Below are 16,557 nucleotides of genomic sequence, written 5' to 3'. Positions count from 1 at the left end.
CCAGCTTGAACTCGGCAGTAAATGAGCGACGTAATCTTGTCATTGAACACCTCAGGTCTGGGTGGCGACTGTACCACCTAAAATGGTGTCCGGGATGATTAGACCACTACATGTAAACAGAAGCTGTAGCTGGCAGAGTGAGGGGCTAGGTTACAGATATTGGGGCCAGGCAGCAGGAGGAGAGGCCTGGTAAACAGGATTGGGAATACGGACAAGTTCTTATCAGGAAGAAGGCCTGCAGGGATTACAGGGCGTGAGCAATAAAAAGAGGGAAGGTTCAGTCTTCCCTCTTTTTATGTATGCAAGATGACAAACCGGGCTTAGCCGTGGTGACGACGGTCGTTGGCCTGGGCCAGCAGGGTGCGGCTTTCCCTCAGGAACTGCTGCGCATGTTCGCCGAAGAAGCCGGATACCTGGCTGAAGGCATCGATAAAGCCGGCCCTGTCCCCTTGCTCCAGCAGCCCCAGCACCTCACCGAAGTTATGATAGTAGCGGCGGATCATCGCGAGGTTCTGTGGTGACGACAAAATGATGTCGGCATAGAGGTGAGGATCCTGGGCAAACAGCCGCCCCACCATGGCCAGTTCCAGCCGGTAGATGGGTGAGCTTAAATGCAGCAAACGATCGATGTTGGCCTGCTCGCGGGAGAGATGCCAGCCATAGGCGAAGGTGGCAAAGTGGCGCAGCGCCTGGATGAGGGTCATGGCCTCGTCGTGGGCTTTGGCCTCTACCTGCTGCAACCGTGCTCCCCAGATGGTCATCTGATCCAGCAGCCACTGGCTGGCGGCTCCGTCGCGCCCCTGACAGCAGACGATCACCTGCTTGGCGAGGCTCGCCACATCCGGCCCGAACATGGGGTGCAGTCCCAGCACAGGGCCCTTGTGCACCGCCAGCATGTGTTCAAGCGGCGCCTCCTTCACGCTGGTGACATCCACCAGCAGACAGCGGGCGGGCAGATTGCCGAGCCGGTCGATGATCTGGCAGGTGATGTCGATGGGCACCGCCACCATCACCAGTCCCGCATCGGCGAGGATTTCGTCAGCTCGCGGCCAGTCTTCCTGCTCGAGGGTCTCGACCCGATAGCCAGAGAGGCTGAACAGATTGCCGAACAGACGGCCAAGCTGGCCTTGACCGCCGATGATGACCACCTTGCCAAGGTCCGGCTTCATGCATTTGAAGTGGTGCTCCTTGTCGCTGGCGGATTCCAGAATATAGGATTCGCGCATCACCCGGCGCAGCACGTCTTCGATGAGATCGCCGGGCACCCCCAGTGCCTCGGCCTCGGCGCGGCGGCGAGCCAGCATGCTTGCCTCCCGATCCGGGGCATAGATGGGCAGGCCGTGGCGGCTCTTCACTTCTCCCACTTCTCCCACTAGGGCGAGACGGGCGGCCAGCAGATCGATCAGCTGTTTGTCTACCGCATCTATCTTGTCCCTGAGGGCATTCAACTCTTCAGCCATATCCGGTCCCTGTCGGCGCCGCTGGCTGCGACGCCCTGTGATTCAAGAGGTTACAACAAGATACCACGACTCAGGAGGCGGTTCTGCCTTTGAGTGGCGCCGCCAGCTGGCTGTGGCAACGGGCCAGCAGCGCGTCCGTGGTCTCCCAGTCGATGCAGGCATCGGTGATGGAGACCCCGTAGCGCATCTCGCACTTGGGCTGCTCGCTCGACTGGTTGCCTTCGAACAGGTTGGATTCAAGCATGATGCCGATGATGGAGCGGTTGCCCTCCTGGATCTGGTGGATCACGTTGTCGGCCACCTTGGGCTGCAGACGGTGATCCTTGCTGGAGTTGCCGTGGCTGCAATCCACCACCAGGCCGGGCAGCAGGCCCGCTTTTTCCAGTGCCTCTTCCGCCAGCGACACATTGACCGAATCGTAGTTGGGGTGCTTGCCGCCGCGCAGGATCACGTGGCCATCTGGGTTGCCCTGGGTCTGCAGCAAGGCGACCTGGCCCTGCTGGTTGATCCCCATGAAGGCGTGGGGGCTGGAGGCCGCCTGCAGGGCATTGATGGCGGTGCCCAGGTTACCGTCGGTGCCGTTCTTGAAGCCGACCGGCATGGAGAGGCCGGACGCCATCTCCCTGTGGGTCTGGGATTCGGTGGTGCGGGCACCGATAGCCGACCAGGAGAAGAGTTCCGCCAGGTATTGCGGGCTGATGGGGTCGAGGGCCTCGGTGGCCAGCGGCAGCTCCAGCTCGGCGAGCCAGCAGAGCAGCTCGCGGGCGCGGTGCAGCCCCAGCTCCACGTCGAAGGTGCCGTCCAGGTTCGGGTCATTGATAAAGCCCTTCCAGCCCACCGTTGTACGCGGCTTCTCAAAGTAGACCCGCATGACAATGTAGAGAGAATCCTGATAGGCATCATGGAGCGCCTTGAGCCGGGTGGCGTACTCCTTGGCGGCGTCCATGTCGTGGATGGAGCAGGGGCCGCAGATCACCAAGAGACGGTGGTCACGACGGTGGATGATGTCGGCGATGGTGTTGCGGGCACCTTGCACGAAGGCCAGCGCGCGCTCGGAGATGGGCAGTTTCTCCTTGAGTTGGGCCGGGGTGATCATCACTTGCTCGGACTGGATATGGATGTTGTTCAGGGGATCTCGATGCATGGCGGCTTCTCTCTGCTGGGTGTCGCATATTGATTCTGGATCCGGGTTGCCACTGGGTGATGCGTCATCGCATCGTCAGCAAACCAAGAGAGAAGTGTGAATATTTAATTACACTGTCCACTTCTTGTTACGGATTGCTGCCCACCATAGCAAGGAATGGCAAACAAGCAAGTGAAAAGCGCGCTTTTACGCTACAAAAGTATCTAAGTAAAAATCAGATAGCGTTAAATGGCATGAAAAAGAGAGATTAAAGGTAGGTGGAATATGATTTTGTAAACTTATAATTACAATTGGTGCTCCGACCTGATTGTCAGGCAGAGAAACGGGGGGGCGAAGGCCCCCCGTCACAAACCAGATCTGTTAAGCCCTGCTTATACCGTCACGGTCACCTTGGCGGCGCCAGCGACCCGCTGGCTGCGGGCCAGTGCGTCCAGCATCTCCTTGGTCACCAGCACAATTCCTTGCGGCGAGCGATAGAAGCGACGGGCGTCTTCATCGGCATTCTCACCGATCACCATGCCTTGCGGCAGCTTGCACCCCTTGTCGACCACCACCCGGCGCAGACGGCAACCCGAGCCAATCTCCACACCCGGGAAGATCACCGCCTGATCCAGGGTGCAGAAGGAGTCGACCCGCACATTGGTGAACAGCACCGAACTCACGATAAAGGAGCCACTGACGATGGTGCCGCCGGCAAACATGGAGTTGATGGCCATGCCGTGCTGGCCGTTTCTGTCCTGCACGAACTTGGCAGGAGGCGTCATGTTCTGGCTGGTCCAGATGGGCCACTCCTGATCGTAGATATCCAGCTCCGGGGTGACGGAGGCGAGATCCATGTTGGCTTCCCAGAAGGAATCCAGGGTGCCCACGTCGCGCCAGTAGGGGCGCTTTTGCGGGCAGCAGCCGACGCAGGACATGCCAAACGGGTGGGCATAGGCGGTGCCCTCCTCAACGACCCGCGGGATCACGTCCATGCCGAAGTCGTGGTGGGAGTGTTCGTTGGCGATGTCCTCTTCCAGCAGCTGATAGAGATACTCGGTATTGAAGATATAGATCCCCATGGACGCCAGCGCAGTGTCGGGCTTGTCCGGCATGGCTGGCGGGTTGAGGGGTTTTTCCACGAAGGCGTTGATCTTGCGATCTTCATCGATGGCCATGACCCCGAAGGCGTTGGCCTCGCTGCGGGGTACCTCGATGCAGGCCACCGTGACCTTGGCGCCCTGATTGACGTGATCGAGCAGCATGGCGGCGTAATCCATCTTGTAGATGTGATCCCCGGCCAGCACCACCACATATTTGGGGGCGTGATCACGGATGATGTCCAGATTCTGGTAGACCGCATCCGCGGTGCCGCGATACCAGTGCACCTCGTCTACCCGTTGCTGGGCGGGCAGCAGATCGATGAATTCATTCATCTGGTAGCGTAAAAAGGACCAGCCGGATTGCAGGTGGCGCAACAGGCTGTGGGACTTGTACTGGGTCACCACGCCAACCCGGCGAATGCCGGAGTTAATGCAGTTGGACAACACGAAATCGATGATGCGGAATTTGCCGCCAAAATGGACTGCCGGTTTTGCCCGGTTATCGGTCAACTGCTTGAGGCGACTGCCCCGCCCTCCTGCGAGCACCAACGCCATGGTCTCGTTCAGCAACTGTCTGGATCTTACAGTATTGGCAGGTTGTAACAACATCTTCTATCCCTTTGTGGCTAACTTATCCTGATAATGCCTCTTTTGAGGCCCAATGAAAGTGCTTTCAATCACAGAACATTCGTCGTGACGATTATTAAGTGACTTTGTTGTCAGTAATGTGATGTACCGAGGGGGAAATCAGACTTTCAAGAGTCAGACGGGATGGCAAAGGGAAGGGGGAAAGAAGGATGGCCCCTGCCAGCGGTGGCAGGGGCGCCAGGGTTATGCCTCCTGAGGCAGAGGTTCCGCCTGTTTCTGATACGCTTGGGGTGTCAGTCCCAGCAGCTCCTGCACCGTCGATGCGACTGTGATGGAGGAGATGGTTCCCACCAGGATGCCGACAAACAGGATGAAGGAGAAGCCGTAGAGGGCATCCCCCCCGAACAGCAGCAGGGCGCCCACGGTGAAGAGGGTGGTGCCCGAGGTGATCATGGTGCGGCTGAAGGTGGCCTTGATGGCGACATCGGAACACTCATGAATGTTCATCCTGGTGCGGGAGCTCAGCAGATCCCGCAGCCGATCCGAGATGACGATGCTGTCGTTCAGCGAATAACCGATCACCGCCATCAAGCCCGCGATCACATTGAGATCAAACTCGATGTTGCATAGCGCCAGCAGCCCAAGCGCGACGATGGCATCGTGCACCACCGAGAGCAGGATGCCGATGGCTTGACGCCACTCGAAGCGAAACGCCAGATAGGCCGACATGGCCACCGAGGCTACCAGCACCGCCAGCATCCCTTGCTGGAATAGCTCGGCCCCCACCTGCGGGCCAACGATGGTGGTGCGCAAGAGCTCGACCGGCATGCCGAGTTGTTTCCCCAGCAGGGCGGCGAGCTCGGGGGCGGCCCAGGGCAGCTCATGGGGCGGCAGCTTGATGAGCCACTCCCCCGGCACGCCCGCTGTGCTCAGTTCCAGCGCGCCGGCCAGCGGGGAGGTCAGCATGGCGTTGAGCTCATGGGCCTCTTTCAGGGTCTGGATGTGAAACTCCAGCAGGATCCCGCCGGTAAAATCGAGCCCGAGTGTGAGGCCGTTCAGCAGCAGGATGGCGATGCTGGCCAGGGTCAGCAGGATGGAAGCCCACAGACCGATGTAGCGCCAACGGGTCAGGCCCATGGCAACAATCATTCTCAACATGTTGTTTCTCCTGGCCACCGAAGTGGCCTTGCTCGCGCAGGCGGACCTGCGCGAGATAAAAAGGGTGGCCGGCCTTGGTGCCGGCTGGTTGCGAAGCTACCTGAGAGGGCGCTGGCCCATCACACCCTGAGGGTGCGCTCGCGGCTGCGTCCCCACAGGGGATTGATGATGGCGCGGGTGCCCCAGATCCCGGTGATCATGCTGGAGACGAGCCCCAGAATGAGGGTGATGGAGAAGCCCTGCAGCGGTCCGGAGCCGATGGAGTAGAGCACCACGGCGCAGATCAGGGTGGTGATGTTGGCATCGAAAATGGTGCGAAATGCCGAGCGATAGCCGAAATCGATGGCATTGGCGAGGCTGCCACCTTCACGCAGCCTATCCCTGATCCGCTCGAAGATGAGCACATGGGTATCCACCGCCATGCCCACGGTCAGCACCAGGCCGGCGATCCCCGGCAACGTCAGCACGGCGCCCGGCAGTACCGCCAGCATGCCGACCTGCATCAACAGGTTGCCGATCAGCGCCGTGATGGCCACCCAGCCGAACTTGCGATACCAGGCCATCATGAACAGCATCATGCCCGCCATGCCAAAAGCCAGGGCGGTGAAGCCCGCCTCGATGTTCTGCATGCCGAGGGTCGGCCCTATGCTGCGCTCTTCCAGGATCTTGAGCGGCGCGGTGAGGGCGCCGGCCCGCAGCAGCATGGCCAGCTCTTGTGCTTCGGGCATGCTGGCAAGGCCTGTGATGCGGAACTGGTTGCCAAGGGCCGTCTGGATGGTGGCGACGTTGATCACCTCGCTGTGGGCTCTCAGGTGCCCCTGGGCATTGGTCTTGTACTCGGTGAAGACGGTGGCCATCGCCTTGCCCACGTGCTGGCGGCTGAACTGGTTCATCTTGCTGCCCCCCAGGGTGTCGAGCACGATATTGACCTGGGGTTGACCCATATCCCCCATGCTGGCGCGGGCGTCGACGATATGCTCGCCGGTCAGCACCGGCTTGCGTGCCATGGGGATGGCCTGCCCGTGGCGATCGGACATATAAAAGTGGCTGTCGGCCTTGGTCTCGTAGAAAGCCAGGGAGGCGGTGGCCCCGATCACCTCTTTGGCCTGCTTGGGATTGTGTACCCCGGGCAGCTCGATGCGGATGCCCTCCTGCCCCTGGCGCTGGACCGAGGCCTCGACGATGCCGAGCTCGTTGATCCGTTTTTTCAGGATCGACAGGTTCTGGGTCACGGCGTTGTTGACCAGCAGGGTGCGCTCGGCCTCGCTCAACACCAGGCGCAGCTCGTTGCCGCTGCGGGTGAGTTGCCACTGTCCTTGCAGGGTACCGGCACTCTCTTTGATGATGGTGAGCCAGGGGGCCTGCTCGGCCGTCTCCGGCAGGGTCACGATCACGGCGCCCTGCTCGCTTCGCATCACGTTGGCACCGCGCAGATGAGCATCACGAAAGCGGCTGCGCAGGGAGTCCACCAGATTGTTGGTCTGGGCGTCGATGACGAAATTGACGTCGACCCCGATTAGCAGCTGGGAGCCACCGCGCAAGTCCAGCCCGAGCTTGATGGGGGTGGCGCCGAGCCGGCTGATCCAGTCGGGGGCGTTGGAGTGAAACTCCAGGGTCAGGGCGGCGCTGTCGACCCCCTGCTGCTCCAGCAACTGCTTGGCTCTTTGCTGTTCGTGCTGGGTGGCAAACACCAGCTCGACCTTGTCTTGCTGCAGCACCGTCTTGACCGGCGCAATCCGGTTCTCGGCCAGCAGCTGATGTTGACTGACGGTCAAGGCCGCTTGTCCGTGCAGGCCGAGGGAGGGTTGCTCACCGAAGAAGGTGGGCAGGGAGTAAAAGGTAAAGGTGAACAGCATCAGCAGCAGCAGTGCGTACTGCCACCTGCTCATGCGGTTGAGAATGGTGCTGTGATGTTTTCTCATGGCAAATCGCCTCTGTCAGGAGAAGGCGCGCGGGCCGGCCCTTGGGGCAGGCAAGGCGCTAAAAAATAGAGATGCGAACAGGGCGGGATGGCACCTGGGTGCAACCCGTCAAAGGGGAGGAGAAGCGCGAAAAAGAGATGTGCCAACCCCTCGGGGTCAGGCGGTCAGATAGCTCTGGCTGAAGCGATATTGCAGGTGCTGACGCTGCAGGCGGTGCCGGTGAATGGCACCGAAAAAGTCCCGAAAACTCTGTCTGTGATAGAGCAGGATGACAGGCGTCAGCCAGCCGAGCAGCAACAGCAGGATAGCCTCGGCAGACCAGCTGTGCACCAGTTCATAGACAAGGGTTCTGGGTTGAGTGTCATTGCGCTGGGATTGCTCGAGGCGCAGCAGATGATTCTGATGGGACGCGACAAACTTGATGATGCCGTCGTCGCTGTCGCTTGCCTGGGAGAGGGTATGGGTTTGCGTCGCCGCGGGCAGCCGTGGCCCTTCCACCTGGACGATGGAACAAAGCAGGGTGAAGGAGATGACCAGGGTCATCAGCACCAGTTTGACTTTGTCGATGGGACGCAAACGATCAATTCCAGAGAAACGAGAGGGGCAAGCTATCACAGGAGGCGGGATCGGACAAGCCGGCACAGACCTGCCGTGCCGGCTTGGAAGTGAGTCAACTGCCGGTCATCTGCGAAAAATCGCGGGCATACCCCTTGAGCAGGCTGTAGAGGTGGGCCCGTTGCGAGATGTCCAGCGACTGGCTCATGGCGCTTAGCCACTTGATGGTACGTTGGCGCGACTGCTCGGTGTAGCCGGTGAAGCGGCCATCCATCAGACCATCCCCCTGAGCCAGCAGATTGGTCAGCTCCCGGGTAAAATCCGGGCTCTGGCGCTGCTTCATCAACCGCTCCAGCTCCAGGGTCCAGGAGGTCTGAAACTCGATCCAGGGGGGCATCAGCTCGTATTGCCACTCGGCCCACTGGGCCACCAGCGGTGCCTGGGCCGGTTTGACCTCGCCAATCCAGAACGCGAGCCGCTTGTTCATCTTGTCGCGAAACTCCGCCAGCATCTTTTCCTTCGGCTGATCGGCAAACTCCTGTTGCCGCTCTTGCTGGCGCTTGACCCTGTCCTGCATGAAGCGGGTCACCTGCTCGTCGGTCAGGGTGCGAGCAAGCCGCACCGCCCGGGGGATGGTGTTCTCTAGGGTGCGGGTCAGGCTCCCCTGCACCGCATCGAGATTGGTCTCGATTTGTGCCGGGGTCATGGGGCTGGCCACCGCTTTTGCCAGCACATCGAGATCCCGGGCATAGCGGGGCAGCTCGTGTTGCCGGTGCCAGGCCATCAGCCCCTTCACCTCGCGGCTGAGCAGGCTCTTTTGCGAGGAGGAGAGGGCAAAATAGTCATCCAGTTGCCAGATGATGGCGGTGTCGAGCCAGTAGTAGATGATCCGGGTGGAGCAGCCCACCAGCATCAGCGTCAGCAGCAACAGACCCCAGGTTTTCGGTTGGTACCAGCGCACCTTGTTTGTCATCGGTTACTCCAGTCGTTGCCGATTGAGATCAATCAGCCCGTGATAATCGGGATGGTCTTGCTGTTCGGCCATCAGCAGAGCCCACAGGAGGGCGATGTAATCGACCCAGGGCAGGAACGCTTCGCCGTGAAAGGAAAACCGTCGTTCCCGAGGCAGGGCGCGCAGATAGTGTTCCTCCAGCGCCTCTCGCTCCTGTGGCTGCCAGCCGTGGGTGCGCTGGATGCTGGCGACCTCGAAGCCCGGATGGCCCGCCGCCCCATACTCCCAGTCGATGACCCAGGGCCTTGCTCCCAACAAGTTAGCCGGATTGAGATCGTGGTGGCAAGGCAGCCAGCAATCGTCAGGCTCGCGGCTGGCGAGCAGGGCGCGCTCCAGCGCCGGCAGCCAGGACGGGATCCGCGCTAGTCTGGCGCGATAGCCGGCCGCATGGGCCCGTACCGCCATCACCATGGAGGGCAGGGGAAGGCGGTGCAGGGTGCGCAGGGTATCGGCCAGGCGCCTCGGCTGCTCGGCCCGCGGCGGCGGGGCGTCGGCCCAGTTCGGCTCGTCACACCAGTCGAGCAGCATCAGGCCGGTGGCGGGATCGCTGTGATGGCAGGGCAGGGCGATCCCCTCGGCCATGGCCCCCCGATAGAGCTGCCACTCGGTGGCCCGGTCGATGCCAAGACGCACCGGGTCCGGGTGCCCCTGGCGCAGAAAGTAACTGCGCCCCGAGGGGAGGCGCAGTCGGTAGTTGCAGTTGGTCAGGCCCGCCCCGAGCGGCGTCAGCTCTGCCTCGGCCCAGGGGGCGGGCAGGCGGCGCCGCAGGGCTGCCAGGTGCGGATCACCAGCCAAAGGTGGACTTCTTCGCCTGTTTGCGGATCTCCTTCTGATCGGCCCACAGCAGCTCGCCGCTTTGCAGATCCAGCAGGTTCATGGTCATCTGGTAGTAGACGTCCTTCACCTTGCCGTTGTCCTTGACGATGCTGGCGAGGTTGCCATAGACCATGTAGCGGGCACCGGTCTGCTGGCCGATACGCACCATGGTGGTGGGATCCACCATGCCGCTACTCTGCTGATATTCGAGCTGCTGCTTGATGGCGGCCACCTTGCTCATGTCGACGAAGCGGAACTTTCCGGCACGCAGCAGCTTGGTGCGGATGGTGTCGGTGATGGCCTCGGTATCGATATGCTCGGAGGTCTTGTTGCGGATGGAATCCATGTACATCACCGGGCGTCCCCCTGCGGTGATCTCGATGGTGGCGGGCGAGGCCAGCAGGGAATCCGCCATCTTGTCGGCGATGGCCTGCAGATCGGTGGAGCCGTAATCGACGGTGACCGTCTCGGTTTCGGTCGGATCGCCATAGCTGACGGTGGTACTGGAGCAGCCGCCCAGGAGCAGGGCGCCGGTCAATATCAGCAGGGCATGATTCATTTTCATCAGTAGGATTCCTCAATCACTTCGCGTACATAGAGTCGGTAGCCTCGGGCGGCCGGACTCGGCGCCAGGGCGGACAGGGTGCGGCTCTGATAGCCGTGCAGCTTGAGTGGGGTCCAGCCGCGGCCATCGCTGGCCACCTCCTGACCCGCCTCGTCATACCAATAGAAGAGGTATTGCAGACGGTTGTCGCTGCGTTGGGTGCTGGCCGCCGCCACGTTGACCTGCAGCAGGCCGTTTTGTTCGCGCCGGCTCAGCTCGGTCAGGGTGACGTTGACGTTTTGATGCTGCTCCGCCACCGCTGCGGCGCCCGCCGCACCATAGAGCGCGACGCCGGAGGTATTGGTGGCACAGCCTGCCAGCAGCAGCGCGAGCCCCAGGGCCAGTGTGCATCTTTTCATCTTGCTCTCCTTGCCGGCAGGCCGGGGCCGCGCCGGTGGTTGTTCATGATTTGTCGGCCAAACCTGCTCACAGGGGCATCACCCGGGTAGTCAGTCCCGCGCCGAGGCGCTGCACCCATACCAGGGTGGTGCGTCCGCCGTGAATGGTGAGGGGCAGCTGGCGCGTGGCGCTGCCGGCCCCCAGGACAAGCTGTATTTCACCTGCGGGCAACATGCCCTGCCAGCTGGAGGCCTGGGCGGGCAGAGTGAGCCAGCTGCGGGTATCGGCCCGCTCCGAGAGGGTGTTGAAGATCCCCACCAGCAGGTTGCCCACATCGCCCCCCTCCTTGGCAGCGGTGCGCCGCAGCTGCTCCTTGGTTACCAGACGCAGGGCCTGGCGGGTCAGCATGCCAGGCAATCGCTCTTGCAGATCCTTGGCCGCCAGCGCTTCGAGCCGCACCAGCTCGCTGGTCTGCTCGACCCGCTTGCCGAGGGTGACAGTCAGCGGCCCGGTGTCGCTCGTCCGGTTGTCGTAATAGGGTACCGCCACGGTGAAGGTGCGAAAATCACCGCTGGAGGTGGAGATGGGCAGCGGCAGGAACAGCTCGCGCCGCGCCGGGATCAGCCCATCTTCAAACAGCACCACCAGCTGACCCTGTTTTTTGGCAATGGAGGGGGTTAACGGCGGGGCCTTGCGACCGATCCTATTCTCGGTCTTGCGGATCTCGTCTGCGGCCCCCCGCAGGCGGGCGAGGCGCAGCAGGGCATCCTGCAGGCTGCGGTTGTCAGGCGCTATCTGGTAACCGCGCTGATAGTCGACCCAGGCGTCGTTGAGATCCCCGGCCGCCTCGTAGAGCACCCCGGAGAAATAGAAGGTGTAGGCGTTCTGAAAGCCGTTTTTCACCCGGCCGATGAGTCGGTCGAGATCCGGTGCCCGCGATACCAGCTGGCGCATCTCCCCTTCAGTTGCGGTATCAGCCTCGGCCTCTTCGCTCTTTTGCTTTGCCTTGCGAACCTCGTCAGCCCGCCGTTTGAGGGCGCGCTCCTGTACCTGATTGGCGCGGCGCACCTCCACCAGAGCCCCCTCGGCATCCCCCCGTTGCAGGTAACCGAGCGCCAGATAGTGGTGCAGCATGGTGCGCTCGTAATCGGGGGCGCGATAGGCCATCGACTGATCGTTGGTGAGCAGGCTGCCCACCTGAGCCAGACCGTGGCTCAGCCGGTACTCGGCCTGGTTGTCTTCCCAGACGAGCTGGCTGTCGGCGGCGGCAAAGGCCTGCTTGCTGCCGGCATCCTGGCCGGACAGCCAGGCGATGCGCCCCTGCTCGAGCCTGTCCAGCACATAGGTGTCGTCTCCCACCGTGGAGTCGCGCACCTCGGGCAGGGCCTCGGCGGCGTGCCCCAGCAGCAGCTGGTTGCGCAGCGGTACCATCTGATCGGAGTAGGAGACGAACATGTCCTGCCAGTGGGAGGCACAGCCTCCCAGCAGGGAGCTGGCCAGCAACAGGCCAGCCAGTTGAAGGCGAGGTATCACAGGCTGAGCAGGGGTCCCAGCGGCTGGCCACCGACCAGATGCATGTGGATGTGATAGACCTCCTGCCCACCGTGGCGGTTGCAGTTCATGATGAGGCGGTAGCCATCCTCGGCAATCCCGGCCTCGCTGGCCAGCTTGCGGGCCACGGTGAACATCCGGCCCAGCGCCAGCTCGTGCTCGGTTTCCACATCGTTGACGGTGGGGATCAGCACGTTGGGGATGATCAGGATATGGGTCTTGGCCTTGGGCTGGATGTCGCGAAACGCGGTCACCAGTTCGTCCTGATAGAGGATGTCAGCGGGGATCTCTTTGCGAATGATTTTGCTGAAAATGGTTTCTTGCGCCATTGCTAACTCCCTTATATGAAAAAGAAAATTGAAAATAAGCCCTGATTGACCCCTGGATGGGGCAGCCTCGCACGCCAAGTGTGACACAAGCCGACATTTGACACAGCTGATGTCCCATTCCCTTCAGTTATTGTTAAAAATACCGATAGCCAGAGGGACGTCATGGCACTACCCGGGCGGGTGGCTGCAGGGTATCAAAGGGACGGGGTACTCAGGCAAGGGACTTTTGCATATACAGCGGGACAATAATGAAACAAACCATGTCAGATCTCTCCATCTTGCAGCGAGTCTATCTTGGATTCGCCATTCTGGTGGCCGTGATGGTGGCCAGCTCACTGCTTACTTTTCGCAGCCAGGGGGCCCTTGGGGATGCCCTGGATCAGGTGACCCAGCAGTCGATGCCGCTGGTGATCGCCAGCTCCCAGACCCAGATCAGTTTGCTCAGTGCCAACAAGTGGCTCACCGACGTGCTGACCGAGCAGGACAGCAAGCTAATCCCGGCCGAAGTGGCCGAGTTGCAGCAGGCCAAGGCCCAGGTCGACAAGACCCTGGCCACCCTCAAGCAGCAGGCGGCCAGCCATCCCGAGTTGCAGGAACAGATGGCCGCGCTGGAGCAACTGGCCGGCGACTATCTGAAACTGACTGACACCCTGCCTGCCGAGCATGAGGCGCTGCTGGCCCGGTTGCACAAGGTCAATCTGGCCAAGGGGCAATTTCAGGTCAGTCTGCCCCAGTTCAAGAAGAACCTGGGGGACATGATGGTCAGCATCGATGACAGCTTCATCAAGATGCTCTCCGAGACCCTGACCACCAAGCTCTCCGCCATCGAGCTCTCCACCATGGATGCCCTCAACCAGAGCATCCCGGCCCCCATTGAGGGGGCGCTCAAGCGCAACAAGATGCAGATCGAGGGGTTCAACAGCACCATCAAGGATCTGCAAAATGAGCTGGCGAATTTCGACAATGACATGGGCCACTATGTCCACGGCTTCGTGCGCGACACCACAGGCAGCGATGGGGTGCTCGCCCAGTACCTGACCCTGATGCGCGAGCAGGAGCGGATGCGCAGCCAGAGCAGGCAGGCCAGCGCCCTCATCGTCGAGATCCAGGGTAAGCTGGAGCAGATTACCGCCCAGAGTCAGCAGTTGATGAACCGCAGCATCCTGGCCTCCGAGCAGGTGCAGCGTCAGAGCACCCTCACCCAGGGGGCCAGCATAGGGGTCGCCATCCTGATCGCCATCCTGGTGGCCTATACCCTGGGCAAGGCCATTCGCCGCCCCCTCAAGGAGCTGCTGCGGGTGCTCAACGAGGTGACCCGGGGCGACATGACCCAGCGCATCGGCTTTCGCAGCAACAACGAATTCGGCCAGCTCGGCAAGCAGGTCAACCTGCTGATCGAGCAGATGGGGGAGGTGCTGACCCAGCTCACCCAGGCCTCTGCCCAGCTCAATGACGCCGCCCACGGCAACCGTCACACCACAGAGTCAGTGCGGGCGGATCTGGAAAAACAGCGCCAGGAGACCGCCTCGGTCGCCGCCGCCATGACCCAGATGGAGGCCTCGGTGCGGGAGGTGGCCCAGGCAGCCAACCAGACCCTGGAGCGGGTGATGGACGTGGAGAAAGCCTCCGAAACCGGCCGCAAGGTGATGGCCGGCAACATCACCACTACCCATCAGCTGGCGGGCAAGTTGCAGCAGACCGGCAAGGTGATCGGCGATGTGAACGCCATGAGCGGCCAGATTGGCAACATCCTCGACGTCATCCGCGGCATTGCCGAGCAGACCAACCTGCTGGCCCTCAACGCCGCCATCGAGGCGGCTCGGGCCGGCGAGCAGGGGCGAGGCTTTGCGGTGGTGGCCGACGAGGTGCGCAGCCTGGCCGGGCGCACCGCCCAGTCCACCAGCGAGATCCAGACCATGATCGAGAACCTGCAGCAGGGGGTCGCCAAGGCGGTGGCCGTGATGCAGGAGTGCTCCCGCGAGATGGACAGCTGCATGGATCAGAGTTCCCACGCCAACAACGCGATGGAGGAGGTGCAGGGCATAGTAGTGCTGATCAGCGACATGTCGAGCCAAATCGCCTCCGCCGCCGAGCAGCAGCAGGCCACCAGTGCCGATATCGCCACCAACCTCAACCGCATCTCGGATATCTCGGATCTCAACTATCAGGGCATAGAGCGGGTTGCCGAGACCAGCCAGCAGCTCGATGCGCTGGCCGAGCAGCAGGAGGAGCTGGTCAAGCGTTTCCGGCTCAGTGCCTGAATCTGGATGTTTTACATGGGGCCCGCGGGCCCCTTTTTTATCCGGCAGTGCCAAAGGCCGATCCCGGTCACGGAAAGCCGGGTCACCGCGCGCCAGCATAGTCGGATCTGCCGCCTTTAGAGCCACTTGAACGTCAGGACGTAACCATGATCTCCCTAAGCCAGTTGCTGCTGTTTGCCGGTGCCTCCCTCCTGATGGCCCTGACGCCCGGCCCCAACATGCTCTACCTGCTGTCACGCTCCCTCTGTCAGGGGCGCGTGGCGGCCATCATGTCCTGGGGCGGCGTGGTGCTGGGGTTTACCGTGCACATGCTGTGCGCCGCCATCGGCCTCACGGCGCTCTTCATGGCGATCCCCATGGGTTACGAGCTGCTCAAGGTGGCCGGTGCACTCTATCTGCTCTGGATCGCCTGGCAGGGGGTCAAGCCTGGCTCCCGTTCCCCGTTCGAACCGGCGCCGCTGGTGGCGCACTCCCCGGGGCGACTGTTTCTGATGGGACTGCTGACCAGCGTGCTCAACCCCAAGGTCGCGATCTTCTATCTGTCGGTGTTGCCCCAGTTCATCTCGCCGGATGCGGGCACGGTACTTGGCCAGAGCCTGCAGCTTGGCACAGTGCAAATTCTTATCAGCGCGGCCGTCAACCTCTCGGTGGCCTTGTCCGCCGCCCGTCTTAGCGGCTGGTTTGCCCGCCATCGCCTCTGGCTGGCGGTGCAGCGCTATTTGATGGCCACAGTACTGGGGCTGCTGGCGGTTCGCCTGCTGGCTCAGGGGCGTAGCTAGGCTGACGGGCAGAAACAGCAAGGCTCCCCGCAGGGAGCCTTTTTATCAGGTTGAGTGGCGCCGGGATCAGGCGTAGGCGATGGCGCCCTTGCCAACCCCTTCATAGGCGACAATCTTCACGAACTTGTCACCCACCGCTTTTTTCACTTCCCGGGCGATGTAGTGGGCCAGCAGCTCGACCGTGGTGTCGGTGTCGATCATCTCGACCTCGGCGGACGGGATGGCCAGCTGGAACAGCCCCTGGGGCGCCACATATTTGAAACCGGCGTGGTGATCCCCCAGCAGCACGTTGGCGCGAGCGCTCAGGGCCAGCTCGGTGAGGGTGACCCTGTCCTCTTCGGTGCCCAGATAAATATCGGCCCAGCGCTCGGCCCAGTTCTGCTCTAGCTCTTCATCCCGCTCGCCATCCACGTGGATCTCGATGGGGGAGCGGTGGCCGTGGGCGATGCGCTGACAGTTACCGTCGTGTTTCTTCAGGCCATGGCTGTAGTGGTAGAAGGCCCCCTCGATCTGCTCCTGGCGCAGGGTCAGGGAGAGATCCTTGATGTTGCCGGGCAGCCGCTTGGCCAGCACCGCCAGCAGGTAGCGGGTGACGGACTCCTTGTCCACCTGGGGCGCCGGGATGAAGGCAAAGCCCTGGGTCGGGCAGCGCAGGTGGATGGAGCGCCCCTGGCGCAGCAGGTCGACGGTGCTCTCGTCCCCCTCCAGATGTTCGACATGGATCAGGGCGCATTCGGTGGGCACCAGCAGCTTGTGATCCACCTCTTCGTCGATGATCGACTTGATGAGCTTTTTCACCCGGCCAAAGTCCAGCAGCATGCTCATTTCGTTGAGCTCGCCACTCATCTCGATATCCACCAGCCAGCTTTCCCCTACCATGCCGCGGCGTTCGCACAGGTAGCTGGAGTCGATCACGGTCAAATCTCTTACAAATAACTTCATCAGTCAGGCCTTGCT

16 protein-coding genes are annotated in these 16,557 nt (G+C 61.8%); 3 read left to right on the top strand and 13 right to left on the bottom strand.

What is annotated here, in order from left to right:
- Positions 1-320: 320 nt before the first annotated feature.
- From tyrA to secF, 4 genes are all read right to left on the bottom strand, one after another.
- On the bottom strand, positions 321-1,460 hold the full coding sequence (gene tyrA, locus ACB034_RS18530; protein ID WP_371173458.1) for a bifunctional chorismate mutase/prephenate dehydrogenase: 1,140 nt from the start codon (positions 1,458-1,460) through the stop codon (positions 321-323).
- Positions 1,461-1,530: 70 nt separating this feature from the next.
- On the bottom strand, positions 1,531-2,604 hold the full coding sequence (locus ACB034_RS18525) for a 3-deoxy-7-phosphoheptulonate synthase (RefSeq protein ID WP_216992032.1): 1,074 nt from the start codon (positions 2,602-2,604) through the stop codon (positions 1,531-1,533).
- 371 nt (positions 2,605-2,975) lie between these two features.
- Entirely contained in the window at positions 2,976-4,295 is a 1,320-nt protein-coding gene (gene glgC, locus ACB034_RS18520; RefSeq protein WP_371173457.1) for a glucose-1-phosphate adenylyltransferase, read from the bottom strand.
- A 222-nt stretch (positions 4,296-4,517) separates the two neighbouring features.
- The gene (secF, locus tag ACB034_RS18515; RefSeq protein ID WP_371173456.1) at positions 4,518-5,432 is read right to left on the bottom strand and encodes a protein translocase subunit SecF; all 915 of its coding nucleotides are present in this window, start codon (positions 5,430-5,432) and stop codon (positions 4,518-4,520) included.
- On the opposite strand from secF, the gene ACB034_RS18510 reads away from it, so the two are divergent.
- Entirely contained in the window at positions 5,410-5,562 is a 153-nt protein-coding gene (locus ACB034_RS18510) for a hypothetical protein (RefSeq protein ID WP_216992035.1), read from the top strand. The two genes, secF and ACB034_RS18510, sit on opposite strands and share 23 nt — an antisense overlap.
- Here the strand turns inward: ACB034_RS18510 and secD are convergent.
- From secD to hinT, 8 genes are all read right to left on the bottom strand, one after another.
- The gene (gene secD, locus ACB034_RS18505) at positions 5,552-7,354 is read right to left on the bottom strand and encodes a protein translocase subunit SecD (RefSeq protein WP_371173455.1); all 1,803 of its coding nucleotides are present in this window, start codon (positions 7,352-7,354) and stop codon (positions 5,552-5,554) included. The genes ACB034_RS18510 and secD overlap by 11 nt on opposite strands.
- A 156-nt stretch (positions 7,355-7,510) precedes the next feature.
- The gene (locus tag ACB034_RS18500) at positions 7,511-7,930 is read right to left on the bottom strand and encodes a hypothetical protein (protein WP_201940106.1); all 420 of its coding nucleotides are present in this window, start codon (positions 7,928-7,930) and stop codon (positions 7,511-7,513) included.
- A 94-nt stretch (positions 7,931-8,024) separates the two neighbouring features.
- Positions 8,025-8,882, bottom strand: a complete 858-nt coding sequence (locus ACB034_RS18495) for a DUF6279 family lipoprotein (protein WP_371173454.1) — start codon at positions 8,880-8,882, stop codon at positions 8,025-8,027.
- Between the two features lie 3 nt (positions 8,883-8,885).
- Complete coding sequence (locus ACB034_RS18490) at positions 8,886-9,716, bottom strand: phosphotransferase (protein ID WP_371173453.1); 831 nt, start codon at positions 9,714-9,716, stop codon at positions 8,886-8,888.
- The gene (lpoB, locus tag ACB034_RS18485; RefSeq protein ID WP_371173452.1) at positions 9,706-10,302 is read right to left on the bottom strand and encodes a penicillin-binding protein activator LpoB; all 597 of its coding nucleotides are present in this window, start codon (positions 10,300-10,302) and stop codon (positions 9,706-9,708) included. The genes ACB034_RS18490 and lpoB overlap by 11 nt, the downstream gene beginning before the upstream one ends.
- Entirely contained in the window at positions 10,302-10,700 is a 399-nt protein-coding gene (locus ACB034_RS18480; RefSeq protein ID WP_371173451.1) for a YcfL family protein, read from the bottom strand. Before ACB034_RS18480 ends, lpoB begins: the two co-directional genes overlap by 1 nt.
- Before the next feature lie 67 nt (positions 10,701-10,767).
- Positions 10,768-12,210 carry a COG3014 family protein gene (locus ACB034_RS18475; protein ID WP_371173461.1) on the bottom strand — a complete coding sequence of 481 codons (1,443 nt, stop codon included), beginning with the start codon at positions 12,208-12,210 and terminating at the stop codon, positions 10,768-10,770.
- Positions 12,210-12,560, bottom strand: coding sequence for a purine nucleoside phosphoramidase (hinT, locus tag ACB034_RS18470; protein WP_371173450.1), 351 nt, complete (start codon positions 12,558-12,560; stop codon positions 12,210-12,212). The genes ACB034_RS18475 and hinT overlap by 1 nt, the downstream gene beginning before the upstream one ends.
- A gap of 248 nt (positions 12,561-12,808) precedes the next feature.
- Here hinT and ACB034_RS18465 point away from each other — a divergent pair, with 248 nt between their 5' ends.
- Entirely contained in the window at positions 12,809-14,821 is a 2,013-nt protein-coding gene (locus ACB034_RS18465; protein WP_371173449.1) for a methyl-accepting chemotaxis protein, read from the top strand.
- Positions 14,822-14,967: 146 nt separating this feature from the next.
- Positions 14,968-15,600, top strand: a complete 633-nt coding sequence (locus ACB034_RS18460) for a LysE family translocator (protein ID WP_216992041.1) — start codon at positions 14,968-14,970, stop codon at positions 15,598-15,600.
- Positions 15,601-15,666: 66 nt separating this feature from the next.
- On the opposite strand, the gene ACB034_RS18455 is transcribed toward ACB034_RS18460, so the two are convergent.
- Complete coding sequence (locus ACB034_RS18455) at positions 15,667-16,542, bottom strand: 6-carboxytetrahydropterin synthase (RefSeq protein WP_342009624.1); 876 nt, start codon at positions 16,540-16,542, stop codon at positions 15,667-15,669.
- Positions 16,543-16,557: the final 15 nt, after the last annotated feature.

Origin of the sequence: Aeromonas sp. S18(2024), from assembly GCF_041402525.1 — a bacterium.
GTDB lineage: Bacteria > Pseudomonadota > Gammaproteobacteria > Enterobacterales > Aeromonadaceae > Aeromonas > Aeromonas enteropelogenes.
The sequence above is the reverse complement of the archived record's forward strand: the minus strand, read 5'-3'. Positions and strand labels throughout refer to the sequence as shown.

Excerpts from the sequence above, each read along its gene's own strand:
- tyrA (WP_371173458.1), bottom strand. The coding sequence starts at position 1,460 with ATGGCTGAAGAGTTGAATGCCCTCAGGGACAAGATAGATGCGGTAGAC.
- ACB034_RS18525 (WP_216992032.1), bottom strand. The coding sequence starts at position 2,604 with ATGCATCGAGATCCCCTGAACAACATCCATATCCAGTCCGAGCAAGTG.
- glgC (WP_371173457.1), bottom strand. The coding sequence starts at position 4,295 with ATGTTGTTACAACCTGCCAATACTGTAAGATCCAGACAGTTGCTGAAC.
- ACB034_RS18510 (WP_216992035.1), top strand. The coding sequence starts at position 5,410 with ATGGCAACAATCATTCTCAACATGTTGTTTCTCCTGGCCACCGAAGTG.
- secF (WP_371173456.1), bottom strand. The coding sequence starts at position 5,432 with ATGTTGAGAATGATTGTTGCCATGGGCCTGACCCGTTGGCGCTACATC.
- secD (WP_371173455.1), bottom strand. The coding sequence starts at position 7,354 with ATGAGAAAACATCACAGCACCATTCTCAACCGCATGAGCAGGTGGCAG.
- ACB034_RS18495 (WP_371173454.1), bottom strand. The coding sequence starts at position 8,882 with ATGACAAACAAGGTGCGCTGGTACCAACCGAAAACCTGGGGTCTGTTG.
- lpoB (WP_371173452.1), bottom strand. The coding sequence starts at position 10,302 with ATGAAAATGAATCATGCCCTGCTGATATTGACCGGCGCCCTGCTCCTG.
- ACB034_RS18480 (WP_371173451.1), bottom strand. The coding sequence starts at position 10,700 with ATGAAAAGATGCACACTGGCCCTGGGGCTCGCGCTGCTGCTGGCAGGC.
- hinT (WP_371173450.1), bottom strand. The coding sequence starts at position 12,560 with ATGGCGCAAGAAACCATTTTCAGCAAAATCATTCGCAAAGAGATCCCC.
- ACB034_RS18465 (WP_371173449.1), top strand. The coding sequence starts at position 12,809 with ATGAAACAAACCATGTCAGATCTCTCCATCTTGCAGCGAGTCTATCTT.
- ACB034_RS18460 (WP_216992041.1), top strand. The coding sequence starts at position 14,968 with ATGATCTCCCTAAGCCAGTTGCTGCTGTTTGCCGGTGCCTCCCTCCTG.
- ACB034_RS18455 (WP_342009624.1), bottom strand. The coding sequence starts at position 16,542 with ATGAAGTTATTTGTAAGAGATTTGACCGTGATCGACTCCAGCTACCTG.